The organism is Pseudomonas sp. TH31 (assembly GCF_016650815.1).
Classification (GTDB): domain Bacteria; phylum Pseudomonadota; class Gammaproteobacteria; order Pseudomonadales; family Pseudomonadaceae; genus Aquipseudomonas.
This window is the reverse complement of the sequence record NZ_JAEKEZ010000029.1, coordinates 250,709-275,907: the sequence shown is the minus strand read 5'-3', so window position 1 is coordinate 275,907 and position 25,199 is coordinate 250,709. Positions and strand designations below refer to the sequence as shown.

Here is a 25,199-nt window from a genome sequence, read left to right as displayed (position 1 = left end):
TGAATACGGACGCTTTTTTCCATGCTGGTGATTTCCAACAACGTGCATCTGCCGGATGCCGAGATCGAATTGACCGCCATTCGTGCGCAAGGCGCGGGTGGGCAGAACGTCAACAAGGTCTCAAGCGCCATGCACCTGCGCTTCGATATTCCGGCCTCGTCCTTGCCCGAGTTCTACAAGGAACGGTTGCTGGCGCTGCGTGACAGTCGCATCACCAGCGAAGGCGTGCTGATCATCAAGGCCCAGCAATACCGCACGCAGGAAGCCAACCGCGCTGATGCGCTGGAACGGCTGACCGAGTTGATTCTTAGCGCCACCAAAGTGGAAAAGAAGCGCCGCCCGACCAAGCCGACCCTCGGTTCGAAGAAGCGTCGGCTCGAATCCAAGACCAAGCGCGGCAGCATCAAGGCCGGGCGCGGCAAGGTTGATTTCTAACGAGCGTCGCGTTCTTCGCGATACTTTGGCGCCTGGCGGTACAAGTAGACGCTCAAAGCCAAACCGCTCAGGGCGGCGAGGGCGGCAAACAGGAAGATCGAAGCAAAGCCAAACCCCGCCGCAATCGCACCGGCCAATGGCCCGGTAATCCCCAGCGACAAATCGATGAACAGCGAATAAGCCCCGACCGCCGCGCCACGGCTTGAGGCCGGCACCAGGTTGACCGCTTCCACACCCAGCGCCGGGAACACCAGCGAGAAGCCGAAGCCGCTCAGCGCCGCACCGGCCAGTGCCCAATGGGCATCCGGTGCCAGCCACAACAGCAGTAATCCCAAGGTTTCTACCGACAGGCAGGCAATCGCCACGCGAAATCCGCCGAGGCGGTTGATCAGGTTGCCGAACAGCAGCCGGGCACCAATGAAACTGGCACCGAACAGGCTCAGGCAGAGCACCGCGTTCGACCAATGCTGCGTGGCGTAATACAGGGTGATGAAGGTGGCAATGGTGCCAAAACCGATGGAGCCCAACGCCAGGCCGCAGCCGTGCGGCAGCACCCGCCCCAGCACGTGCATGAACGGCAGGCGTTCACCGACGACAATCGGAGCGGCGGTTTTCGGCCAGGCCAGCGCCAGGCCCAGCACGGCCAGCAGCACAATGCTGACGCCCATGCTCCACAAGCCCAACGCATTGACGAGCAACACGCCCAGCGGCGCGCCGATGGCGATGGCGCCGTAGCTGGCGATGCCGTTCCAGGAGATGACTTTGGCGGTATTCGCCGCGCCGACCCGGCCGATGCCCCAGCCGATCGAGCCCGACCCCACCAGGCTTTCCGCGCTGCCGAGCACCAGTCGGCCGATCAGCAAGCTGATCAGGCTGAGCATCGGCAGGCTTTGGGTCCAGGCCGAAATCAGCATGAACACACCGCTCAAACCGCAGCCGGCGAGGCCATACATCACTGCCAGTTTGCTGCCCTTGTTGTCGATGATCCGCCCGGCGTACGGGCGACTGAGCAGGGTGGCCAGGTATTGCACGCTGATCACCAGCCCGGCGATCACCGCGCCGAAGCCCAGGTCGCTGTGGACGTAGCCCGGCAATACGGCCAGGGGAATGCCGATATTCAGGTAGCCGATGAAGGTGAACAGGACGATGGAGACAACTTGCAGCGTGACCGCCAGGGGGCGCTGGTTTTCTGACATGGGTAAAGGTCCACGGGGCAGCAGGATAGATAGGCTGCTTATGATAGCGGCGCTAGGGGTTGGCGGTCGTGAAAAAGTAAAACTATTTGCCGGGCGGGCGGTGAATCAGGGTTTTGCGGGGGCGACCAGTTGCGTGGTGACCAGGGCAGCCAGCGCATTTTCTTCACTGCCAAAACGGGCCAGCAGGGCGGCTTGTTTCTCGGGGGAGAGGCGATTCCAGATCTCGATCATTTTCTCGGCAGTGCCGATGAGAACGCTGGCTTGGGTTTCGCTGAAGTCGTCGGTCATGGAGTGAGGCTCGGGGTTTCAGGCGGTGTGGAAAGCGCATGTTAGCGCTTTCCACACGGTCTGGCATTGCAGGTGTTTCAGTCTTCGCTGTCAGCCTTGCGACTGTCAGTGGCTTCTTTCGGCACAGGCTGTTGGGCACTGGCTTGTTGCGGGGTTGTCTGCTCAGTTTCGTGCAGGCTTGGGAAGGGGAGATTAGGAATCTCGTGCATGTTTCGCGCTCCTCGCAAAGTCTGGTGACAGATCTGGTAGATCCGCGCTTTTTCAAAGCTTGGGCAGGATACAGCAGGAGAAACGACAAAAAGACTTTTATCTGGGATTTCTGCGACCAATGGCCGCAGGGGAGCACGATCCCTGTAGCAGCTGCCGAGCCGCGCGAGGCGGCGTTCGGCGGCGCAGCCGTCGTGAAATCAGGCGCTTCGGTCTATCAGGTAAACCGAATGCTCAGGGTTTACGACGGCTTCGCCGCCGAACGCAGCCTCGCGCTGCTCGGCAGCTGCTACAACGGTACCGGTTACTTGCAGACTTGGGCGATGGCCTCGGCCAACAGGTCCAGGCGCGTCGCATCAATCCCCGCCACGTTCGCCCGGCCCGAGCTGACCATGTAGACGCTGTGGTGATCGCGCAGTTGCTTGACCTGTTCCGGCGTCAAGCCGGTGTAGGAGAACATCCCGCGTTGCACACCGATGTGTGCAAATCGTTCGCGCAAGCCGTGCGGCTCAAGGGCCTCCACCAGACCGCTGCGCAGTTGGGCGATGCGCAAGCGCATGGCTTCCACTTCGTCGGCCCAGAGGCTTTTCAGTTCCGGGTCGCCAAGGATGGTTGCGACCACAGCGGCCCCGTGATCTGGTGGCGTCGACCACAGGTTGCGGGCAATGTTGGCCAGTTGACTGCGGATATCCACCAACTTCTCGGCGGTTTTCGCGCAAACAATCAGCGCCCCGGTACGATCGCGGTACAGGCCGAAGTTCTTCGAACAGGAGCTGGTAATCAACACTTCCGGCAACGCGTCGGCGAACAACCGGGTCGACCAGGCGTCCTGTTCCAGTCCATCGCCGAAACCTTGGTAGGCGAAGTCGATCAGCGGCAACAGCTCACGGCGGCGAACCACCTCCAGCACCCGGCGCCAATCGTCATGGGACAGATCGAAACCGGTCGGGTTGTGGCAGCAGGCGTGCAGCAATACGACGTCGCCCTTGGGGGCTTCGTTCAGCACCGCGAGCATTGCTTCGACATCGAGACGGTTGTCGCTGCCCACGTACGGGTAGTGACTGACCTTGACCCCGGCGGTGGCGAAAATCGTTTCGTGAATCGGCCAGGTCGGATTGCTCAGCCAGACGCCACGGCCCGGCAGCATTTGGGCGATGAAGTCGGCGCTCAAGCGTAGCGCGCCAGTGCCGCCCGGAGTTTGGGTGACGCCGGCCCGTTGCTCGGTGATCAGCGCCGAGTCGGCGCCGAGTACCAGCTCGTTCATCACTTTGCCGAACGCCGGTTCGCCGTGACCACCGATGTAAGTCTTGGTGGTCTGGCGATCTACCAGGCGCGCCTCGGCGAGTTTCACCGACTGAGGAATCGGCGTCAGGCCCTGGGCGTCTTTATAGACACCCACGCCCAGATCGAACTTGCGCGGGTTGGGGTCCTGCGCATAGGCCTCCATCAGGCCGAGAATCGGATCGCCGGGTACTCGGCCGATGGCGTCGAAATGCATTATTTGCGGCCCTCGGCGTCTTTGGCTACGTCGTCAGTGCGTGCGGCCATGATGAAGTCGTTGCGGTGCAGGCCTTTGATGGAGTGGCTCCACCAGGTCACGGTGACTTTGCCCCACTCGGTCAGCAGTCCCGGGTGGTGACCTTCGGCCTCGGAGATTTCACCGACAGCGTTGGTGAAGGCCAGGGCGTGCTTGAAATTCTTGAACAGGAAAATCTTTTCCAGCTGCATCACGCTGTCGCGCACTTCGATGTTCCAGTCAGGGATCTGCTTGATCAGTACCGGCAGTTCTTCGTCGCTGACCTGAGGGGCGCCGGCCTGGCAGGCTTCGCAGTGGGCTTGGTTCAATGTGGACATGGTCTGTTTCCCGATTCGATTCTTGTTGGACGTTACTATTTTTCAGCGCGTACCGCGACTGTCGGTGCGCACTCAGGCCGCTTTTGGCTTTGGCGCAAATTTCGGTGCATGCAGGCCCAGCTGCATGCCTTGCTTGACCATGCCCATGATGTCTTCATGGGCGACGTCGAACAGGCGCTTGAGGTTGGGCAGCACAAAGTACAGCGGTTGCAGGATGTCGATGCGATACGGCGTGCGCATGCACTCCAGCGGATCGAAGGCCTGGTGTTCCGGCTCGTCCGACATGCAATAAACGGTTTCTTTAGGCGAGGACAGAATGCCGCCGCCATAGATGCGCCGGCCCTGCGGGGTGTCGACCATGCCGAACTCGATGGTCATCCAGTACAGGCGCGCCAGGTAGACGCGTTCTTCCTTGGTGGCCTGTAGGCCAAGTTTGCCGTAGGTGTGGGTAAATTCGGCAAACCAGGGATTGGTCAGCAGCGGACAGTGGCCAAAGATCTCGTGGAAAATGTCCGGCTCTTGCAGATAATCCAGTTCTTCGCGGGTACGAATAAACGTTGCCACCGGGAACTGCTTGTTGGCGAGCAATTCAAAAAAGGTCTGGAAGGGGATCAGCGCGGGGACTCGGGCCACTTGCCAACCAGTGGTTTCACCGAGGACCTTGTTGATCTCGCCGAGTTGCGGAATGCGGTCGTGGGGCAGACCGAGTTTTTCGATACCGTCCAGGTATTCCTGGCACGCACGCCCTTCGACCACTTTCAGTTGGCGAGTGATCAGCGTGTTCCACACCGCGTGTTCTTCGGCGGGGTAGTCGATAAAACCTTGCGCATCGGGCTCGCGAGCCACGTATTGCGTCTGCTTCATGCTGCTCTCCTGCTAGGGGAATTCGTTCTTGTTATGTCCAGCCATGGATCTAGAAATACCCCAAGGTGTGCGGCGATGCAGCAGGTGGTTCGGGTCGCGCGTAGGAAAAGTCTGCGGTTTTCGTAAAGTTTTCGTTACGGAATGGCCCGGATGGCGCAGGTGTTGAGATTTTAGGGTTTGAAAAGTCCTCCAGCTGTCACATAATCTTGACGATTAACTTTGCGCCACCGCAGAAAAATACGTCGCTCGGCCAAGGAATGAACACCGTAAACCTTGTGGGGGCGAGCCTGCTCGCGATGACGGCCTTCCAGTTAATGGATATGTCGACTGATACACCGCTATCGCAAGCAGGCTCGCACAGGTTGCATTCCAGGCATTCACCCCATTCACCGCTTTTTCGGGCCTTTTATATGCGTATCAAAGTCCACTGCCAAAACCGCATCGGCATCCTGCGTGACATTCTCAACCTTCTGGTGGAGTACGGGATCAACGTCGCTCGCGGCGAGGTAGGCGGTGAGCATGGCAACGCGATCTATCTGCACTGTCCGAACCTGATCAACATTCAGTTCCAGGCGTTGCGTCCGAAATTCGAGGCGATTGCCGGGGTATTCGGCGTCAAGCGTGTAGGGCTGATGCCCAGCGAACGTCGGCACATGGAACTCAATGCCTTGCTCGGCGCCCTGGAGTTTCCGGTGCTGTCGATCGACATGGGCGGCTCCATCGTTGCAGCCAACCGTGCCGCAGCGCAGTTACTCGGAGTGCGGGTGGACGAGGTGCCGGGGATTGCGTTGTCGCGATATGCCGAGGATTTCGATTTGCCGGAGTTGGTGCGCGCCAATAAGTCGCGGATCAACGGCTTGCGGGTGAAGGTAAAGGGCGACGTGTTTCTTGCCGATATCGCGCCGCTGCAATCGGAGCATGACGACAGCGAGGCCATGGCCGGTGCGGTATTGACGTTGCACCGCGCGGACCGGGTCGGTGAGCGGATCTATAATGTGCGCAAACAGGAATTGCGCGGTTTCGACAGTATTTTCCAGAGCTCGAAAGTCATGGCGGCGGTGGTGCGTGAGGCTCGGCGTATGGCGCCGCTGGATGCGCCGCTATTGATAGAGGGCGAAACCGGCACCGGTAAAGAGCTGCTGGCGCGGGCTTGTCACTTGGCCAGTCCGCGAGGGCAGTCGCCACTGATGGCGCTCAACTGCGCCGGCCTGCCGGAATCCATGGCGGAGACCGAATTGTTTGGCTACGGCCCCGGCGCCTTCGAAGGTGCGCGGGCTGAAGGCAAGCTCGGGCTGCTGGAGTTGACGGCCGGCGGTACGCTGTTTCTCGATGGTGTCGGGGAAATGAGCCCGCGCTTGCAGGTGAAGTTGCTGCGCTTTCTGCAGGACGGCTGCTTCCGGCGTGTAGGCAGTGATGAAGAGGTCTATCTGGATGTGCGGGTGATCTGCGCGACGCAGGTGGACCTGTCCGAGTTGTGTGCCCGCGGCGAGTTTCGCCAGGATCTGTATCACCGCCTGAATGTGCTGTCGTTGCACATCCCGCCGCTGCGCGAATGCCTCGACGGGCTGACGCCGCTGGTAGAGCATTTCCTCGATCAGGCCAGTCGGCAGATCGGATGCCCGCTGCCGAAACTGGCGCCGGCAGCGATGGAGCGGCTCAGTCATTACCATTGGCCAGGCAATGTCCGGCAATTGGAAAACGTGTTGTTCCAGGCGGTTTCGCTGTGCGAGGGCGGGACCGTCAAGGCTGAACACATTCGCCTGCCGGATTACGGCGTGCGTCAGCCCCTTGGCGATTTCTCGCTGGAGGGCGGGCTGGATGCGATCGTCGGGCGCTTCGAGAAAGCAGTGCTGGAGCGGTTGTATTCCGAGCATCCGAGCAGTCGGCAGTTGGGCAAGCGTTTAGGGGTTTCCCATACGACCATTGCCAACAAGTTGCGCGAATACGAAGTAGGCAAAGAGCCGAACGCATAGCCCCGTTGTAGCAGCTGTCGAGCACCGCGAGGCAGCGTTCGGCGACGAAGTCGTCGTAAACCCGGCGTCCGCGGCCCACCTGAAACACCGCAGTGCCTGATTTCACGACGAAGTCGTAAACCCGGCGTCCACGCCCCACCTGAAATACCGCGGTGCCTGATTTCACGACGAAGTCGTAAACCCGGCGTCCGCGGCCCACCTGAAACACCGCAGTGCCTGATTTCACGACGACTTCGTCGCCGAACGCAGCCTCGCCGGGGCTCGACAGCTGCTACGCAAAGCATGATGTCGAGCCAAAGAGGTCGACACTTGCCGTAAGCGGCATAACACCGCCGGTTTTTCGACTTTGACACAATCCCTTCATTCTCTCTGAATCCCCCAAGTCCTTTGTTTGCCGGGCCCCGCGCCGTCAGAAATAAGTTGGTCTGCAAATTGCTTAACGCTCAGCAGTACAGCGGTGGGCGGCAAACGCCCGGCATGCAGAGGAAAGACTGTGGACAAGTACCTTTATGTGGCAATGACCGGCGCCAGTCAGAACGCACTGGCGCAGAAGGCTCATGCCAACAACCTGGCGAACATCTCCACCAACGGTTTTCAAAAGGACCTGGAACAGGCCCGTTCGATGCCGGTGTTTGGTGACAGCTTTCCGGCGCGTGCCTACGCCATGACCGAACGCCCGGCCACCGACTTCTCGCCCGGCTCGATGGTAGAGACCGGCCGTGACCTCGATGTGGCGGTGACCGGCAACGGTTTCATTGCCGTGCAAAGCCCTGACGGCAGCGAAAGTTATGTGCGCACCGGCAGCCTGAACGTTGACGCCCTGGGCGTGCTGCGGGCCGGCAACGGTATGCCGGTGATGGGCAATGGCGGGCCGATTGCCGTGCCGCCCGAGCAGAAAATCGAAGTGGGTGAGGACGGCACCATCAGCATTCGCTCGATGGGTGAAGGCCCGCGAGTGATTGCTCAAATCGACCGCATCAAGCTGGTCAATCCTGACATCAAGACCATGACCAAAGGCCTGGATGGTTCGATCCACACCACGGACGGCAAGCCGGCGCAAGCCGATGCGGGCGTCAAGCTGGTGTCCGGGTTCCTTGAGTCGAGCAACGTCAATGCCGTGGAAGAAATGACCTCGGTGCTGGCCTTGTCCAAGCAGTTCGAGCTGCACATCAAGATGATGAACACCGCCAAAGACGATGACCAGGCCATGGCTCGGGTCTTGCAGATCAGCTAATTATCAGAACGTCGCGCCGTAAAACAGGCGCACGAGGAGAATCGAATGCTTCCGGCTCTATGGGTTGCCAAAACAGGTCTGTCCGCCCAGGACACCAACCTGACCACCATTTCCAACAACCTGGCGAACGTATCGACCACGGGTTTCAAACGTGACCGCGCCGAGTTCCAGGACTTGCTGTATCAGATCAAGCGCCAGCCTGGCGCCCAGTCGACCCAGGACAGCGAACTGCCGTCCGGTCTGCAACTGGGTACCGGTGTGCGCATCGTCGGCACCCAGAAAAACTTCACCGCCGGCAGCCTGCAAACCACCGAGCAGCCGTTGGACCTGGCAGTCGACGGCCGCGGTTTCTTCCAGATTCTGCAACCGGACGGCACCACGTCTTACACCCGTGACGGTACCTTCCACCTCGACTCCAACGGCCAGATCGTGAACGCCAGCGGTTTCGCGCTGGAGCCGGCCATTGTCATCCCGAACAACGCCCAGAGCTTCACGGTCGGTACTGACGGCACAGTGTCCATCACTGTTCCTGGCAACGCGGCCTCCCAGGTGATCGGTAACCTGCAAACCGCCGACTTCATCAACCCGGCCGGTCTGCAAGCCGTGGGTAACAACCTGTTCCTGGAAACCGCTGCCAGCGGCGCGCCGCAAGTCGGCACCCCGGGCCTGAACGGTTTCGGCACCACGCTGCAGAACACCCTGGAAGGGTCCAACGTCAGCACCGTTGAAGAGATGGTCAACATGATCACTACTCAGCGCGCTTACGAGATGAACTCCAAGGTGATCTCCACCGCCGACCAGATGCTCTCGTTCGTAACGCAGAATCTGTAATCAAGTCTATGAGGCGGCATGAAGCCGCCTGCAACACCGTGAGGTAGGGTCATGAATCGCTTTGTATCTGTTCTGGCACTGAGTGGGGTGGTCTCGCTCGCGGGCTGCGTCGCACCGACGCCCAAGCCCAATGACCCTTATTACGCCCCGGTGTTGCCGCGAACGCCGCTGCCGGCTGCCGCCAACAATGGCTCGATCTACCAGGCCGGTTTCGAACAGAACCTGTACAGCGACCGCAAGGCGTTCCGGGTCGGTGACATCATCACCATCACCCTGAACGAGAAGACCCAGGCCAGCAAGGGTGCCAACTCGCAGATCGACAAGACCAGCAAGACCAGCATCGGTCTGACGTCGCTGTTCGGTGGCGGCCTGACCACCAATAATCCGGTGGGCAGTGGTGACCTGAGCCTCAACGCCGGTTACAGCGGCGACCGTGCCACCAACGGCGCCAGCAAGTCCGGACAGAGCAACAGCCTGACCGGTTCGATCACAGTGACCGTCGCTGACGTATTGCCCAACGGCATCATTGCCGTGCGCGGCGAGAAGTGGATGACCCTCAACTCGGGTGATGAGCTGGTGCGTATTGCCGGTCTGGTTCGCGCCGATGACATCGCCACTGACAATACCGTGTCGTCGACCCGCGTCGCCGATGCACGTATCACCTATTCGGGCACCGGTGCGTTTGCCGATGCGAGTCAGCCTGGCTGGTTCGACCGTTTCTTCCTCAGCCCGCTGTTCCCTTTCTAGGTGGCTACGTTGAACTTCAAAAGTCTCATGGTCGGTGCCTTGTTGATGTCCGCAGCCTTCGGTGCTCAAGCCGAGCGGCTGAAAGACATCGCCAGTATTTCCGGCGTGCGGACCAACCAATTGATCGGTTACGGCCTGGTAGTCGGGCTTAACGGCACCGGCGACCAGACGACCCAGACCCCGTTCACCCTGCAGACCTTCAACAACATGCTCTCGCAGTTCGGGATCAAGGTGCCGGCGGGGTCGGGCAACGTGCAGTTGAAGAACGTCGCGGCGGTATCGATCAGTGCCGATTTGCCGGCGTTCGCCAAGCCGGGTCAGTTGGTGGATATCACGGTTTCGTCCATCGGTAACTCCAAGAGCCTGCGTGGCGGTACCTTGCTGCTGACACCTCTTAAAGGTATCGACGGCAACGTCTACGCCATCGCCCAGGGCAACCTGGTGGTCGGCGGTTTCGATGCCGAAGGTCGCGACGGTTCGAAGATCACCGTCAACGTTCCGTCGGCCGGTCGTATCCCTGGTGGTGCGTCGGTGGAGCGTTCGGTGCCCAGTGGTTTCAATCAGGGCAACAGCCTGACCCTGAACCTCAACCGTTCAGATTTCACGACCGCCAAACGCGTGGTCGACAAGATCAATGACCTGCTCGGCCCTGGCGTGGCCCAGGCCATCGACGGCGGTTCGATCCGCGTCAGCGCGCCGCTGGACCCAAGTCAGCGGGTCGATTATCTGTCGATCCTGGAAAACCTTGAAGTCGATCCGGGCCAGGCGGTGGCGAAAGTCATCATCAACTCTCGTACCGGCACCATCGTCATTGGCCAGAACGTGAAAGTGTCGCCAGCCGCCGTGACCCACGGCAGCCTGACCGTGACCATCACTGAAGACCCGATTGTCAGTCAGCCAGGCCCTCTGTCCAACGGCCAGACCGCTGTCGTGCCGCGCTCGCGGATCAATGCCCAGCAGGAAGCCAAGCCGATGTTCAAATTCGGCCCGGCACCACCCTCGACGAAATCGTGCGTGCGGTGAACCAGGTCGGCGCGGCGCCGGGTGACTTGATGGCCATCCTCGAAGCACTGAAACAGGCCGGCGCGCTGCAAGCCGATCTGATCGTGATCTGAGGACGGCGACCATGGACATGCGCAAGGCCGGCACGCTCAGTACCAGCGATTCGGGGTCCTATTCGGACCTCAATCGCCTGAACCAGCTCAAGGTTGGCGACAAGAACAGCGACGCGAACATGCGCAAGGTGGCGCAGGAATTCGAATCGCTGTTTCTCGGTGAGATGCTCAAGTCCATGCGCTCGGCCACCGAAACACTGGGCAAGGACAATCCGCTGAACACCCCGGCAGCCAAGCAATACCAGGAAATGTACGACCAGCAGTTGGCCGTTTCCATGTCTCGCCAGGGCGGTGGTATTGGTCTGGCCGACGTGCTGATGCGTCAGATGTCGAAGAACAAACCGCTGGCGCCAGGTGAGGCAGAGGCTGCCTCCGCGGCCAAGCAGGAAGCGGCGAAAGCGGCCGTGCAAACGCCGATAGCTGCCGGTACGACGGCCACCAATGGTCCGCTGTCGCGCCTCAATGGTCAGCGTCCGTTGTGGGCGTCGCGCTCGGGCAGGGTGCCGGCGCACGCCGCCGATCACACCAATGACGTGGCGATGCTCAATCAGCGGCGTCTGGCTCTGCCGCCGAAACTGGCGGACCGTTTGCTCGCCGGGCTGGTGCCGTCGGTCACGACGACGGCAGCCACCGCAACCACCGCGCTGAACAAGATCCAGGTGCCGCAGGTCGGCAAGACCGGTGTCGGTTCGCTGTACAACGGCGACTGGCTGGCCTCGCAGACGGACACTTCGTCGAGCGGGCAGATGCAGATCTACGGACGCGCCATGGCCCAGATTCCACTGGCGCCCGCAAAGAAAGCCTTCAGTTCCGCCGACGATTTCGTCAACACCATGCTGCCGCTGGCCAAGGAAGCCGCCGACCGCATTGGTGTCGATCCGCGTTATCTGGTGGCCCAGGCTGCGCTGGAAACCGGTTGGGGTAAATCGGTCATGCGCACCCAGGATGGCAGCAGCAGTCACAACCTGTTTGGTATCAAGGCGACCAGCAGCTGGACCGGCGATTCGGCACGGGCGATCACCAGCGAGTTCCGAAATGGCGCGATGGTCAAGGAGACGGCGCAGTTCCGTTCCTATGCCTCGTACAAGGACAGCTTCCACGACCTGGTGACTTTGCTGCAAACCAATAATCGTTATCAAGATGTAGTAAAAGCGGCCGATAACCCAGAACAGTTTGTGCGCGAGTTGCAGAAGGCCGGTTACGCAACCGACCCGGACTACGCAAGCAAGATTTCGCAGATAGCCAAGCAGATGACGAGTTACCAAAACTACGCTGCGGCGGGCGTTTCCACCACGCCTCTATAAGGCACAAGGAATAAGGTCTGAACCATGAGTTTGCTCAATATCGGGATGTCGGGTCTGGCAGCGAGCCAATCCTCTTTGGCTACGACAGGCAACAACATTGCCAACGTCGACACCGCCGGTTATTCACGCCAGCAAACCGTGCAGAGCACCAAGGGCTCGCAGCAGGTCGGCAACGTATTTATTGGTACAGGCACGACCCTGGCCGATGTGCGCCGTGTGTACAACTCCTACCTCGATGCGCAGTTGCGCACCGCCACCTCGCTGGACAGTGAGGCGTCGTCGTACCTGGCTCAGGCCACTCCGCTGGACTCCACGCTGTCCGACACCAACACCGGCATGACCGGCGTGTTGCAGAAATTCTTCACCTCGATGCAGGGCGTCTCGACCTCGGCAACTGACGACACCTCGCGCCAGACCGTGCTGACCGGTGCCCAGGCCCTGAGCGCCCGCTTCAACACCATCGCCCAGCAGTTGAACGATCAGAACACCACGCTTAACGGCAGCCTTGCCGACATGGCCTCCCAGGTGAACAAGCTGGCGACTTCGATTGCCCAGCTCAACCAGAAGATCGGCGAGGCCTCCAACAGCGGCGGCCAGCCTAACGACTTGCTCGACTCCCGCAGCGAAGCGTTGCGTCAGTTGTCCTCGCTGGTCGGTGTACAGGTAGAGACCAGTGGCACCAGCGTCAACATCAACCTTGGCAGCGGCCAGCCGCTGGTCATTGGCAGTGTCGCCAACAGCCTGAGCACCGTGCCGACCAAGGACGATCCGTCGCGCATGGGTCTGCAGATGAACCTCGGCTCCAGCAGCCTCGACGTCACTTCGGTGGTCAGCGGTGGCGAAATCGGTGGCCTGCTCTCCTATCGCAAAGATGTCCTCGATCCGTCGCTCAATGAGCTGGGTCGTGTGGCCCTGGTGATGGCCGATCAGGTCAACAGTCAGCAGGCTCAGGGCATCGACAAGAACGGTGATTTTGGCGCGCCGATTTTCACCAACATCAACAGTGCGGCCCTGATCAGTCAGCGCAGCATTGCTCAATCGGGCAACAGCGTGGGTTCAGGCAACCTGAATGTCACGATCAAGGACACTGGCAAGCTGACCACCAGTGACTATCAGGTGACGTTCACCAGCCCGACCGACTACAGCGTCAAGCGTTCCGATGGCACCGACATGGGGTCGTTCAGCACCACCACGACGCCACCGCCAGTCATCGACGGTATCAGCCTGGCTCTGGATGGCAGTGGCCCTATGGCGGCCGGTGACAGCTTCAAGGTGACCCCGACCCGTGGTGCGGCGGCGAGCATTCAGACCGTGCTGACTGATCCGAAGAAAATCGCCGCGGCAGCGCCGTTGACCGGTGTGAGCAGTGCCAACAACACCGGTACCTACACCCAGCCAGCGCTCACCAGCACCATTGATATCTACAACCCGGCGTCGCAGGCTGAAATGCAGACCGCGCTCAAGTATTCGACGCCGGTCAAAATGATTTTTGGTGCCGCGAGCGGTGGCAGTCAGAGCTACAACCTGGTCGATGCCCAAGGCAACCCGTTGGGCAGCGGCACGATTGTTCCAGGCCAGAGCAACACCGTGAACCTGAACGTGGGCATGGTCGATGCCAGCGGCAACAAGGTCATGGACAACAGCGTCACACCGCCGGTGCAGAAAACTTTCACCGTGCAGACCACTGTCGGCGGCACACCGACCGCCAATGAAAGCTTCAGCATTTCCCTGACGGGCGCGGCGTCCTCGGATAACCGTAACGCGCAAGCCCTGGTCGCGCTGCAAACCAAGCAGACGGTGGACACCGGTTCGGCGAGCAAGGGCATCAGCCTGGTCGACGCCTATGGCACCCTGGTGACCAACGTTGGCGCCAAGGCAGCTCAGGGCAAGTCCGACAGCGATGCGACTACGGCGATTCTGGCTCAAGCCAAAGGCGCCCGCGACTCCCTCTCCGGGGTCAACCTGGATGAAGAAACCGGCAACCTGGTCAAATACCAGCAGTATTACACCGCCTCGTCGCAGATCATCAAGGCTGCACAGGACACTTTCACCACGCTGATCAATGCCCTTTAAGGAGTCGTAATTCATGCGCATTGCTACCGCCCAGTATTACGAGACAACTGCTGCCAACTATCAGCGCAACTTCAACAATGCTATCGCCACCAGCGCCGAAGCCAGCAGCATGCAGCGCATCAACACCGCTGCCGATGATCCGATTGGTGCCGGGCGTTTGCTCAAGCTCGGCCAGCAGAGTGCGGCGCTTGATCAGTACACCACCAACATCAGCACCACCACCAGTGCGCTGAGCCTGCAGGAGACCACCCTGACGTCCATTGGCAACGCCTTGCAGCGCGCCAAGGACATCGGTCTCGCTGCCAATAACGGTAATACCACCGACGCGGACCGCAAGGCCTATGCCTCGGAAATCGGCCAGATCCAGCAACAGGTGCTGGGCCTGATGAACTCCAAGGACTCGAACGGTAACTACCTGTTCTCCGGTTCGAAGACCGACACCGCGCCGTACTCGCAGAACTCCGACGGCACCTACACCTACAACGGTGACCAGACCAGCATCAACCTGGGCATTGGTGACGGCATGTCGGTGGCTACCAACACCACCGGTTGGGCTGCTTTCCAGCAGACCATCAACACCGCCCGGACCCAGACCACCATGACTTCTCCGGCGGTGGATGATGGTCGCGTGGTCTTGTCTAACGGTACGGTTGGCACCAGCGCCACCTACAATTCCAAGTTCACTGGCGGCCAGCCTTACACCGTCAGTTTTGTCAGCAGCACCCAGCTGAAAATTACCGACGCCCTGGGCAACGACGTGACCGGCGAAGCCAGCCAGAACGGCGTGGTCAGCAACAGCAACGGCGCCAACCAGGCGGTCAGTTTCCGTGGCGTTGATCTGCAGCTGAACATCAACCTCAAGTCGGGTGATACCAACCCGGACGCGGTTATCGCCGGTCATAGCTTCCAGCTCTCGGCCACCCCGGACACCTTCAATACCTCGCGCCTGCCTGGCAACTCCTCGACTGCAGTCATCACCGGCTCCAGCGTGACGGACCCGACGGCGTACAACAACGCTTTCCCTGCGGGCGGGGCGGTCCTCAAGTTCACCAGCGCCACCGCCTTCGACCTGTACGCAGCACCGGTCACCGCCGACAGCAGACCGGTATCGTCGGGCACCGTGACAGGCGGTAATGCCACCGCAGCGGGCGTGACTTTTGCCCTGGGCGGCGGTACCCCGGCATCGGGTGACCAGTTCATGGTTCAGTCCAACAACCACCAGACCCAGAACGTGCTCGACACCCTGAGCAAGATGGTGACTGCGCTGAACACGCCGATCGACGGTAACCCGGTGGCCAAGCAGCAGTTTCAGGGCGCCATGGAGGCGGGTCTCGGTAACCTCGACAGCGCCACCGATCAGATTGGTTCTGCCCTCACCTCGATTGGTGCCCGCGGTCAGACGCTGGACAATCAAACCACGGCCAACGAGAGCCTGAGTCTGGCGAACACCACGACCCAGTCGTCGATTCGCGATTCGGACCCTGCCGAAGTGATGACCCGCCTGACCTTGCAGCAGACCATGTTGCAAGCCGCGCAACTGGCCTTCAGCAAGATCACCTCGCTGGGCCTGTTCAACAAGATCTAAAGATTTCCGGGCGCGCAGGCGCCCGTTTTCCTTCAATAGCTATCGTCTTTTGCGGTTTCAAGGGCTCGCTTTCCTGAGCGGGCTCGCACCGCCTGTGAGCCCGCCGTGAATTCACTCCCCCTCGTCAGCCTGGTCATTCCTGCCTTCAATCCGCGTTTTTTTGAGCGCGCATTGCGCAGTGCCGTGGGTCAGGGCTACGGCAATCTCGAGATCATCGTATGCGACGACAGTCGCGGTACTGAGATTGAGGCGATTGTCACCTCGCTGGTCGAGCAGAGCGGCGTGGCGGTGCGTTACGTGCGTAATCCACGGACCCTGGGGCTGGTGGGAAATCTGTCGCAGTGCCTGGAAGAGGCGCAGGGCGAGTTCATCAAGTTTCTGTGTGACGACGATCATCTGTTTTCGACCTGCATCGAGCGTCAGGCCCACGTGCTCGCCAGTCTTGAAGAGGTCAATCTGGTCTTGGCCCAGCGCCTGTTCTGGGACGCTGATGATCTGGCGCTGCCTTCGCGGCTTGAAAACACGCCGCTTTCCCCTATCTGCGGGCTGTTCAAGGGCGAGGACCTGCTGGCGATCTTCGAGAACTTCCCGGTCAATATTCTGGGCGGTTTCAGCAATGCAATGTTCCGTCGCTGTGATGTGCAGGAGCTGCTGCCGGCCCTGACCCAGGCGGGTCATTGTTTTGTCGCGACCCTCGATTTTGCTTTGTACGTGTGTCTGTTGCGACGTGGCAACGTGGTGGTCTCCAATCACGTGCTGAGTGTCGAGCGCTTGTACCCGGAGCGCTTGAGCAGTCAGCAAGCCTTTAGGGATGCCGTAGAAGTCGAGCGCCAGTGGCTATTGCAGATGCTCAAGGCGCGTAGCGGCGAATCGGCTCCGGCACCCGGCTGGGTTCGCTATCTGCCGGTGACCAAGGCTGACGAGTTGCCACGTGTCTGGGAAGAGTTGCCCCTGAGCCGAACCCTGGGCACCAAGCAGAGCAATCAGGAGTGGCATGTCGGCGTCTCCAGCGTCAGTTTTTCCGAGCTTTACGCGCAATGGCTGGCGTGTCGTACCTTGACTGAGGGGCAGCGCAAGCAGTTGCCGGATACCCTGGCGAGTTGGCCGTACAGCCCTAAAATCGTCCCGATCATTATTGATGGGCAGGGCAGCCGCTCGGCCCTTGAACTCACATTGCAGTCGCTCGCGGCACAGGATTACGCACCCGAACTGACCCTGGTGCTGTCCGCATCCTGTACCGAGGCTGAACTGAATCAGCGGGTGTTCCGCTTGCCGCTTCAAGGTGACGGGCAGCAGCAAATCAACGATCTTCTGCCGCAACTCGAAGGGGCCGACTGGTTCTATCTGCTGCGTGCGGGCGACCGTCTGGTGGCGCCGGCCCTTCTGGCAATGGCTGAGCGAATTGCCCTCACGCCTGCGCTGACGTGTCTGTATAGCGACGAAGGCAGCTTGAATCAGGGGGAGTCTGCCACTCCGGCGTTCAAGCCTGACTTTAATCTGGACCTCATGCGCAGCTATCCCTACGTAGGGCGAGCCTTGGCGTTCGAGCGCGAAGGTTTCCTGGCCTTGGGCGGTTTTCAATCCAATTACGGCGAGTTGGCCCCGCACGATGTGCTCTGGCGCATGGTCGAGAATAACGGCCCACAGGTGATCGGCCATGTTGCCGAGGTCTTGCTGGAGTCGACGTTTGATCTGGCCAAGTGGCTTTCACTTCCCGAGGTGATCGATACCAATCCACTGTTGCTGGAGGCGCACCTGCATCGGCTGGGCGTCGCCCATGAGATTCGCAGCGCCGGCTCGACATTGCTCAATCGCGTCGATTATCACCATGCCGATCAACCGCTGGTATCGATCATCATCGTTTGTAAGGACCAGGCCGTTGCCTTGCAGCGCTGCATTGAAAGCCTGCTGGAAAAGACGGTCTATACCGAATATGAACTGCTGCTGGTGGACAATGGCAGCGAGAGTGTCGAGGCGCGTGAATGGCTGGCCGGCATGGCGCAGTTGGGCGGTGAGCGGATCCGTGTGCTCTCGTACCCACAGCAGGGCAATGCCGCCGCAGTGCTCAATTTCGCCGTCGGCCAGGCCCGGGGCGAGTATGTCCTGATGCTCAACCCTTACACGGTGATCGTCGAGGGTGACTGGTTGGGTGAACTGCTCAACCACGCGCAACGTCCGGAAGTCGGCGTGGTCGGCGCCAAACTGTTCAATCCAGATGGTCTGGTGTTGCATGCCGGCCTGATTCTGGGTCTGCAAGGGCCCGCAGGTTTGCCGTTTTTCGGCGAGTCTGTGAGTGCATCGGGCTACATGTACCGGTTGCAGGCCGCTCACGATTTGAGCGCTGTCGGCGGTGATTGCCTGATGATCCGCAAAGTCATTTTTGACGCGGTCGGTGGTCTGGATGAACAGAGCCTTGCTCAGTCTCTCAGTGACGTTGACCTGTGCCTTCGGGTGGGGCGCGACGGTTATCTGGTGGTCTGGACACCTTATGCCCGATTGGCGTTGGGCGCCCGACCGGCGGTAGCGGCTCAGGAGTCAGATGAGGCTTTGCGCAGCCAGGAGCGGGAAGTGTTTTATAAACGCTGGCTCCCCCTGGTTGCGCGTGATCCGGCCTATAACACCAACCTGGCATTAAACGCTCAGGGCGGGACGAGTTTCAGTCTTGACCCGGGTCTGCGCAGCGGTTGGAGTCCGTTTACCAAGCCGCAACTGCCAAGGGTTCTCGCGGTGCCGGCCAACGCCTCTGCCATCGGTCACTATCGAGTGACTCAGCCTATGATTGAGCTGGAAGCGGCAGGGCGGGCTCAGGGGTGTATCCACTACAACTTGCCATCCATTATTGAAATCGAGCGTCAGTCACCTGACGTTATCGTCTTGCAGGGACGCTATTCCGAGGGCTCAATCGAAGAACTGCCCAGCCTGCAAAAATACTCCAGTGCTCGCCGAATTTACGAGCTGGATGACTACGTCATCAACGTTCCACACCGCAATGCCCATATTCGCAATATGCCGGGCAAGGACGACATGGAAAAACTGGTCCGACGTGCCATCGGCATGTGCGATCGCGTCGTGGTGTCCACCGAGTCACTGGGTAATGCGCTGTCGGATATGCACCACGACATTCGCGTGGTCCCGAACATGCTGGCCAAAGACCTGTGGACTGATTTTCACAGTCAGCGCCGGACCTCTAAAAAACCTCGCGTCGGTTGGGGTGGCGGCACCAGTCACCACGGTGACCTGGCAGTGATTGCCGATGTAGTGCGCGAATTGGCCAATGAAGTCGACTGGGTGTTCTTCGGCATGTGCCCAGATGATTTGCGGCCGTACATGCATGAGTTTCACGGCGTGATCGGGCTGGATGTCTACCCGGCAAAATTAGCCAGCCTGAATCTCGACCTTGCACTGGCTCCCCTTGAATTTCACATCTTCAACGACTGCAAGAGCAACCTGCGCCTGCTGGAGTACGGCGCTTGCGGCTACCCGGTGATCTGCACCGATACCGAGGCCTATCGCGGTTACCTGCCGTGCACCCGGATCAAGACCAACAGCACGGACGAATGGTTGCAGGCGATCCGCATGCATCTGGCCGACCTGGATGCGAGCTATCGCATGGGGGATGAGTTGCGCGAAGTGGTCTTGCGTGACTACGTGTTGCGCGGGGACAACTTGCGTTACTGGGAGAACGGCTGGCTGGCGGACTGATCTTCACGTTCCCCCAAGAAACAGGCGACCTTGAGTCCAATGCCGATCAGCTCAGGGCAAACACTGTAACTGTGGCGAGGAGCAAGCTCCCTCGCCACAGGTTTGGCGCCTGGCTTGACTGATCGACATTGCGACCTCGAGTCGCCTTTTTTTGCCTGCGAATCCATGGTTGTCCGGCCACTTCACGCGCACTGCGCCACTCAACCCTTGATCGAAAGAGCTGGCGCGTTTCCTGCAAGTACCCTCCATATCGCCATAAAACGAGCACGGGCGGCGTTGTCGGCAGTGCCCTGCGCGGCGTGGAGCGTTTTATCCAGATGGCCCGCCAAAGCTTGATACAGCTTGGCCTGGCCCTTTGATGAACAAGAGGGAAAGCGGATGAAGGCAGTTATTTTGGCGGGTGGCCTGGGCACTCGCATCAGTGAAGAGTCGCACCTCAAGCCCAAGCCGATGATCGAGATCGGCGGCAAGCCAATTCTCTGGCACATCATGAAGCAGTACTCGGCTCACGGTATTCACGATTTTGTGATTTGCCTGGGTTACAAGGGCTATGCGATCAAGGACTTCTTCGCCAACTATTTCCTGCACACCTCTGACGTCACCTTCGACATGTGCAACAACCGCATGGACGTTCATCAGAACTACAGCGAGCCATGGCGCGTCACGCTGATTGATACCGGCGAAGAAACCATGACAGGCGGCCGTCTGCGCCGTGCTCGTCGTTATGTCGAGGATGAACAGGCATTCTGTTTTACCTACGGCGACGGTGTATCGGACCTGAACATCGGGGCACTGGTGGACTTCCATCTTGCACACGGCAAGTTGGCGACGGTGACGGCGGTTCAGCCACCCGGCCGATATGGCGCGCTCAATCGTGATGGCGATACCGTGCTGGGCTTCACCGAAAAGCCTCGTGGTGACGGCGGTTGGATCAACGGCGGATTTTTCGTTCTGTCGCCCGAGGTCTTGCCGTTGATCGAAGGGGATGACACCTCGTGGGAGTCCGGTCCGCTGGATGGCCTTGCCGAGCGCGGTGAACTGATGGCGTTCCAGCACGACGGCTTTTGGCAACCGATGGACACCCTGCGTGACAAGAATCACCTCGAAGCCCTGTGGCAGAGCGGGGAGGCCCCATGGAAACAATGGGACTGAGCCCGCAGTTCTGGCGCGGCAAACGGGTTCTGGTCACCGGCCACACCGGTTTCAAGGGCAGTTGGCTGACGCTCTGGCTGCAAAGCCTGGGCGCCGAGGTCACGGGTTTTTCCCTCGACCCGTCCACCGAGCCGAGCCTGTTTGAACTGGCGCGGGTGCACGACGGTATCAATGATCAGCGCGGCGACCTGCGTGACCTCGGCGCCTTGCTGGAACTCATCGCCGGCACCGAACCGGAAATCGTCCTGCACCTCGCGGCCCAGCCGTTGGTGCGTGAAGGTTATCGCGACCCGTTGGGCACCTATTCCAGCAATGTCATGGGCACCCTCCATCTGCTGGAAGCGATTCGCCAGGTCGGCTGCGTCCGTGCCTGTGTGCTGGTGACCACCGACAAGGTCTACGCCAACAAGGAATGGCTATGGCCGTACCGCGAGGACGAAGCCCTTGGTGGCCACGATCCTTACAGCAGCAGCAAGGCGTGTTGCGAGTTGCTGGCGCAATCTTACGCGGCGTCGTTCTTCGCGGCTGAGCGTTACGAAGAGCATGGCCTGGCCCTGGCCACGGCACGGGCCGGCAATGTGCTGGGCGGCGGTGACTTTGCGCCGGAGCGTCTGATCCCGGACGTGCTCAAGGCCTGGTCAGCGAACGAACCGGTGACCCTGCGCTACCCGCAAGCCGTGCGCCCCTGGCAGCATGCGCTGGAGCCGCTGGCCGGTTACCTGCAACTGGCCGCCGGTCTCTATCAGCAAGGCCCGGAATACGCCGGTGCGTGGAATTTCGGGCCGAGCGAAGCCGATATGTGCAGCGTCGGTGAAGTGGTCGAACTGCTCGCCAACCGCTGGCCGCAAGCCCCTGGTTTGCGCATCGAACCGAGCGATCTGCATGAGGCCGGCCTGCTGCGTCTCGACAGCAGCCGCGCCCGTCAATTGCTCGGCTGGCAGCCGCGCTGGACGTTGCAGCAGAGCCTGACCCAAACCCTCGACTGGCACCTGGCGTGGCAAAACGGTGACGACATGCGCGAAGTCACCCTGGGCCAGTTGAACCTGTACCGAGGCGTGTCGTGAGCGAATTTCTAGTGAAAGCGTTGCCGCTGCAGGGCTTGTTCAGCGTGCAGCACAAACGCTTCGAAGATGATCGCGGGCACTTCGCCCGGCTGTTCTGCGAAGGCAGCCTGAGTGCGTTCGGCCAGCCGTTTCATATTCGCCAGATCAACCATTCCTGCACCCGCGCGCGCGGCAGTGTGCGCGGTTTGCATTATCAAAACGCCGAGGCGCCGGAAGCCAAGTTGATCACCTGCCTGCGCGGTGAAGTGTGGGACGTGGCGGTGGATCTGCGCCCCGACTCCGAGACCTTCCTGCATTGGCACGCCGAACACTTGCGGGCCGGTGACGGTCGCAGCCTGTTGATCCCGCCCGGATTCGCCCACGGTTTCCAGACCCTCACCGACGATGCCGAATTGCTCTACCTGCACAGTGCCGATTACGCGCCTGAACACGAGGGTGGTGTGTCGGTAAACGATCCACGGCTGGCGATTGCCTGGCCGTTGCCTGTCAATAATCTGTCAGCCCGGGACGCCAGCCATCCCGTGCTCGATGAACACTTCGCCGGAGTGCGTCTATGAACTGCCGTGGTTGCGCTACGCCGCTGGCCTTGCCGCTGATCGACCTCGGCACCTCGCCGCCGTCCAACGCTTACGTGCGTGCCGATCAGTTGGAACAAGCCGAGCAGTGGGTACCGTTGAAAGTCGCAGTGTGTCAGCAGTGCTGGCTGGTACAGACCGAGGATTACACCAGCGCTGACAGCCTGTTCGACGCCGAGTATGCCTATTTCAGTTCGTTCTCCAGCACCTGGCTGGCCCATGCCGAGCGCTATGTGGCCGAAATGGTCGAGCGCTTCGGCTTGACGGCAGACAGCCGTGTGGTGGAAATCGCCGCCAACGATGGTTACCTGTTGCAGTACGTCGCCGGGCGCAGCATTCCGTGCCTGGGTGTCGAGCCGACCCGCAGCACCGCCGATGCCGCGCGGGGAAAAGGCCTGGAAATTCGCGAGCTGTTCTTCGGTCGCGACACCGCCGCGCAACTAGTCAGTGAAGGCTGGTCCGCCGACCTGATGGCGGCCAACAATGTGCTGGCCCACGTCCCGGACATCAATGATTTCCTCGGCGGTTTTGCAACCTTGCTCAAACCGACCGGTGTAGCGACGTTCGAGTTTCCGCAACTGCTGACGCTGATGGCCGGCCAGCAGTTCGACACGTTGTATCACGAACACTATTCCTACCTGTCCCTGACCGCCGTGCAGACCTTGTGCGCGCGCAATGGCCTGGAAGTGTTCGACGTCAGCCAGCTCTCGACCCATGGCGGTTCGCTGCGGGTGTTCGTCCAGCGTGCCGATGGCCAGCGTCGCGAGGTACGGCCAGCCGTTCAACAGCAGTTGCAGGCTGAACTGGCCGCCGGGGTGAAGACCCCTGAGTACTACGCGACTCTCGCGCCGGCCGCCGAATGCATCAAGCATGAACTGCTGCGCTTCCTGTTGCAGGCCAAGGCTGACGGCAAGCGCGTGGTGGGTTACGGCGCCGCCGCCAAGGGCAACACCTTGCTCAACTACACCGGGGTCAAACCGGACCTGCTGGCCTGGGTCGCCGACGCCAACCCGCACAAGCAGGGCAAGTACCTGCCGGGCAGCCGCATTCCGATTGTCTCGCCCGAACGCATTGAAATCGAAAAACCCGATTACGTGCTGGTGCTGCCGTGGAACCTGCTGGAGGAAATCACCCAGGCGTTTGCCGGTATCCGTGCCTGGGACGGTCGTTTTGTCATCGCCATTCCTGAGTTGATTATTCGATGAGCCGAATTCATTACACCAAACCCAGTGTCGGTGAGCTGGAAGCGCGTTACGTCCTCGATGCCGTGCAGAACGGCTGGGGCGAATTCTGCTACCAATACCTGACCCGCTTCGAAAAAGCCTTCGCCGAACACGTGGGCACGACCTACGCGATTGCCACGTCCAGTTGCACCGGGGCGTTGCACATGGGGATGGCAGCGTTGGGCATTGGCGCCGGGGATGAGGTGATACTTGCCGACACCAATTGGATCGCGTCCGCTGCGCCCATCACTTACCTGGGCGCAACCCCGGTGTTTGTCGACGTGCTGGCGGATGGTTGGTGCCTCGACCCACAACAGGTGCGCCGGGCGATTACGCCGCGGACCAAAGCCATTCTGGCCGTTCATATCTACGGCAACCTCTGCGACATGGATGAGCTGCTGGCCATCGGTCGCGAGTTTGGCCTGCCAGTCATCGAAGATGCCGCCGAAGCCATCGGCTCACAATGGCGCGGCCAGGCGGCCGGATCCCTGGGCGCCTTCGGGGCGTTTTCGTTCCACGGCACCAAGACCATGACGACGGGTGAGGGCGGTATTTTCGTCACCTCGGACAAGGCGTTGTATGAGCGCGTGCTGACCCTGTCCAACCACGGTCGGGTCGCCGGCAACAGCAAACAGTTCTGGCCGGATTTCATTGGTTTCAAATACAAGATGAGCAACCTGCAAGCGGCCGTTGGTTGTGCCCAGGTTGAGCGGATTGACGACCTTATCGAGCGTAAGCGCGCGATCTTCGCTAACTACGCCGAGGCGCTGGCCGGGTTCTCGGGCTTGTCCATGAACCCTGAGCCCGAGCATGGGCGTAACGGTTACTGGATGCCCACCGTGGTGTTTGATAACGAACTCGGGATCACTCGGGGGATCTTGATCGCCGCGTTCCAGGCGGCCGACATTGATGCGCGGGTGTTCTTCTGGCCGTTGTCGTCTTTGCCGATGTTCAGCGACGTCACGGCGGACTCGCCAGTGGCGTATTCGCTGCCGGAGCGCGCGATCAACCTGCCGAGTTATCACGATATGACGGACGACGATCAGCGCCGTGTGATCGAGGTGCTGCGCACGCTCTTGCTCAAAAGGACTTCGCTATGAAGGTGTATTTGCTGGGCGCGGCCAATCCTGAAGCGGTACGGATGATCCTCACCCTGCAACGCCATCAGCCGGATGTGCAATTTGCCTTCCTTGATAACGATCCGGCGAAACAAGGCACGCTGTTTCATGGCGTGCCGGTGGTGGGCGGCACCGACAAAGTGGCCGAGTTGAAAGGCTCCGATACGCGGTTCGTCAATCTGATCACCGGCAGCACGGCGCTGCGGTATCAGACCACCTGTGAGATCGTCGAGGCCGGAGGCACCCTGGGCAACTTTATTCACCCGGGGATCGACTTGACGATGATCACCATGGGCGTCGGCACGTATTTGCAAGAGGGCGTGATCATGCAGGCGCAAGTCAGCCTGGGTGATAACACCAGTATCAGCGCCGGTAGCGTGGTCGGCCACGAAGGGCAGATTGGTCACTCGGTGTTCATGGCGCCTGGTGTCTGCATCGCCGGTTGTGTCGAGATTGGCGACGGTACTTTCATCGGCACCAACGCCACGATCCTGCCGCGTTTGCGCATCGGCCGTTGGGTCACCATCGGCGCAGGTGCCGTGGTGATCAACGATATTCCTGACTATGCGGTCGTGGTGGGCAGTCCCGCCAGGACCATCAAGACCAACCCTGTTTCCTATCAAGACGGTCGGGTTTTCAGTAACCGCCGCGACTAATTT

21 protein-coding genes and 1 pseudogene are annotated in these 25,199 nt (G+C 60.5%); 16 read left to right on the top strand and 6 right to left on the bottom strand.

Annotated features, from left to right (window positions below; all coding sequences use genetic code 11):
- The first annotated feature begins 21 nt into the window (after positions 1 to 21).
- Positions 22 to 435, top strand: a complete 414-nt coding sequence (arfB, locus tag JFV26_RS20620) for an alternative ribosome rescue aminoacyl-tRNA hydrolase ArfB (RefSeq protein ID WP_007902485.1) — start codon at positions 22 to 24, stop codon at positions 433 to 435.
- Here the strand turns inward: arfB and JFV26_RS20615 are convergent.
- From JFV26_RS20615 to phhA, 6 genes are all read right to left on the bottom strand, one after another.
- On the bottom strand, positions 432 to 1,631 hold the full coding sequence (locus JFV26_RS20615) for an MFS transporter (RefSeq protein WP_201195069.1): 1,200 nt from the start codon (positions 1,629 to 1,631) through the stop codon (positions 432 to 434). The two genes, arfB and JFV26_RS20615, sit on opposite strands and share 4 nt — an antisense overlap.
- Before the next feature lie 105 nt (positions 1,632 to 1,736).
- The gene (locus JFV26_RS20610; protein ID WP_008030471.1) at positions 1,737 to 1,919 is read right to left on the bottom strand and encodes a hypothetical protein; all 183 of its coding nucleotides are present in this window, start codon (positions 1,917 to 1,919) and stop codon (positions 1,737 to 1,739) included.
- A gap of 77 nt (positions 1,920 to 1,996) precedes the next feature.
- Positions 1,997 to 2,128, bottom strand: coding sequence for a hypothetical protein (locus JFV26_RS34255; protein WP_274610064.1), 132 nt, complete (start codon positions 2,126 to 2,128; stop codon positions 1,997 to 1,999).
- 302 nt (positions 2,129 to 2,430) lie between these two features.
- Positions 2,431 to 3,624: an amino acid aminotransferase gene (locus JFV26_RS20605; RefSeq protein WP_207203993.1), complete on the bottom strand. Its 1,194-nt coding sequence runs from the start codon at positions 3,622 to 3,624 to the stop codon at positions 2,431 to 2,433.
- The gene (locus tag JFV26_RS20600; RefSeq protein WP_201195067.1) at positions 3,624 to 3,980 is read right to left on the bottom strand and encodes a 4a-hydroxytetrahydrobiopterin dehydratase; all 357 of its coding nucleotides are present in this window, start codon (positions 3,978 to 3,980) and stop codon (positions 3,624 to 3,626) included. Before JFV26_RS20600 ends, JFV26_RS20605 begins: the two co-directional genes overlap by 1 nt.
- 72 nt (positions 3,981 to 4,052) lie before the next feature.
- Positions 4,053 to 4,844 carry a phenylalanine 4-monooxygenase gene (gene phhA, locus JFV26_RS20595; RefSeq protein WP_201195065.1) on the bottom strand — a complete coding sequence of 264 codons (792 nt, stop codon included), beginning with the start codon at positions 4,842 to 4,844 and terminating at the stop codon, positions 4,053 to 4,055.
- Positions 4,845 to 5,254: 410 nt separating this feature from the next.
- Here phhA and JFV26_RS20590 point away from each other — a divergent pair, with 410 nt between their 5' ends.
- The 15 genes and pseudogenes from JFV26_RS20590 (at position 5,255) to JFV26_RS20520 (ending at position 25,196) form a co-directional block, all read left to right on the top strand.
- On the top strand, positions 5,255 to 6,817 hold the full coding sequence (locus JFV26_RS20590; protein WP_201195063.1) for a sigma-54-dependent transcriptional regulator: 1,563 nt from the start codon (positions 5,255 to 5,257) through the stop codon (positions 6,815 to 6,817).
- Positions 6,818 to 7,310: 493 nt separating this feature from the next.
- Complete coding sequence (locus tag JFV26_RS20585) at positions 7,311 to 8,051, top strand: flagellar basal body rod protein FlgF (protein ID WP_201195061.1); 741 nt, start codon at positions 7,311 to 7,313, stop codon at positions 8,049 to 8,051.
- A gap of 45 nt (positions 8,052 to 8,096) precedes the next feature.
- Complete coding sequence (gene flgG, locus JFV26_RS20580; protein ID WP_201195059.1) at positions 8,097 to 8,882, top strand: flagellar basal-body rod protein FlgG; 786 nt, start codon at positions 8,097 to 8,099, stop codon at positions 8,880 to 8,882.
- A gap of 51 nt (positions 8,883 to 8,933) precedes the next feature.
- Positions 8,934 to 9,629 (top strand): flagellar basal body L-ring protein FlgH, encoded by a 696-nt coding sequence (gene flgH / locus JFV26_RS20575; RefSeq protein WP_201195057.1) that lies wholly within the window; start codon positions 8,934 to 8,936, stop codon positions 9,627 to 9,629.
- Positions 9,630 to 9,656: 27 nt separating this feature from the next.
- Positions 9,657 to 10,744: pseudogene (locus JFV26_RS20570) on the top strand (flagellar basal body P-ring protein FlgI).
- 11 nt (positions 10,745 to 10,755) lie between these two features.
- The gene (flgJ, locus tag JFV26_RS20565) at positions 10,756 to 12,048 is read left to right on the top strand and encodes a flagellar assembly peptidoglycan hydrolase FlgJ (RefSeq protein ID WP_201195055.1); all 1,293 of its coding nucleotides are present in this window, start codon (positions 10,756 to 10,758) and stop codon (positions 12,046 to 12,048) included.
- 24 nt (positions 12,049 to 12,072) lie between these two features.
- Positions 12,073 to 14,121: a flagellar hook-associated protein FlgK gene (gene flgK / locus JFV26_RS20560; protein ID WP_201195053.1), complete on the top strand. Its 2,049-nt coding sequence runs from the start codon at positions 12,073 to 12,075 to the stop codon at positions 14,119 to 14,121.
- A 13-nt stretch (positions 14,122 to 14,134) separates the two neighbouring features.
- Positions 14,135 to 15,706 (top strand): flagellar hook-associated protein 3, encoded by a 1,572-nt coding sequence (locus tag JFV26_RS20555; protein WP_201195052.1) that lies wholly within the window; start codon positions 14,135 to 14,137, stop codon positions 15,704 to 15,706.
- A 105-nt stretch (positions 15,707 to 15,811) separates the two neighbouring features.
- A complete protein-coding gene (locus JFV26_RS20550) occupies positions 15,812 to 19,408 on the top strand; it encodes a glycosyltransferase (RefSeq protein ID WP_201195051.1) in 3,597 nt (1,198 codons plus the stop codon).
- Between the two features lie 378 nt (positions 19,409 to 19,786).
- A complete protein-coding gene (gene rfbF / locus JFV26_RS20545; protein ID WP_201195050.1) occupies positions 19,787 to 20,560 on the top strand; it encodes a glucose-1-phosphate cytidylyltransferase in 774 nt (257 codons plus the stop codon).
- Positions 20,542 to 21,624, top strand: a complete 1,083-nt coding sequence (gene rfbG / locus JFV26_RS20540) for a CDP-glucose 4,6-dehydratase (RefSeq protein ID WP_201195049.1) — start codon at positions 20,542 to 20,544, stop codon at positions 21,622 to 21,624. The genes rfbF and rfbG overlap by 19 nt, the downstream gene beginning before the upstream one ends.
- Positions 21,621 to 22,181, top strand: a complete 561-nt coding sequence (locus JFV26_RS20535; RefSeq protein ID WP_201195048.1) for a dTDP-4-dehydrorhamnose 3,5-epimerase family protein — start codon at positions 21,621 to 21,623, stop codon at positions 22,179 to 22,181. Before rfbG ends, JFV26_RS20535 begins: the two co-directional genes overlap by 4 nt.
- The gene (locus JFV26_RS20530; RefSeq protein WP_201195046.1) at positions 22,178 to 23,404 is read left to right on the top strand and encodes a class I SAM-dependent methyltransferase; all 1,227 of its coding nucleotides are present in this window, start codon (positions 22,178 to 22,180) and stop codon (positions 23,402 to 23,404) included. Before JFV26_RS20535 ends, JFV26_RS20530 begins: the two co-directional genes overlap by 4 nt.
- Positions 23,401 to 24,522 (top strand): DegT/DnrJ/EryC1/StrS family aminotransferase, encoded by a 1,122-nt coding sequence (locus tag JFV26_RS20525; protein WP_201195044.1) that lies wholly within the window; start codon positions 23,401 to 23,403, stop codon positions 24,520 to 24,522. The genes JFV26_RS20530 and JFV26_RS20525 overlap by 4 nt, the downstream gene beginning before the upstream one ends.
- Positions 24,519 to 25,196 carry an acetyltransferase gene (locus JFV26_RS20520; RefSeq protein WP_201195042.1) on the top strand — a complete coding sequence of 226 codons (678 nt, stop codon included), beginning with the start codon at positions 24,519 to 24,521 and terminating at the stop codon, positions 25,194 to 25,196. Before JFV26_RS20525 ends, JFV26_RS20520 begins: the two co-directional genes overlap by 4 nt.
- The last annotated feature ends 3 nt before the right edge of the window (positions 25,197 to 25,199 follow it).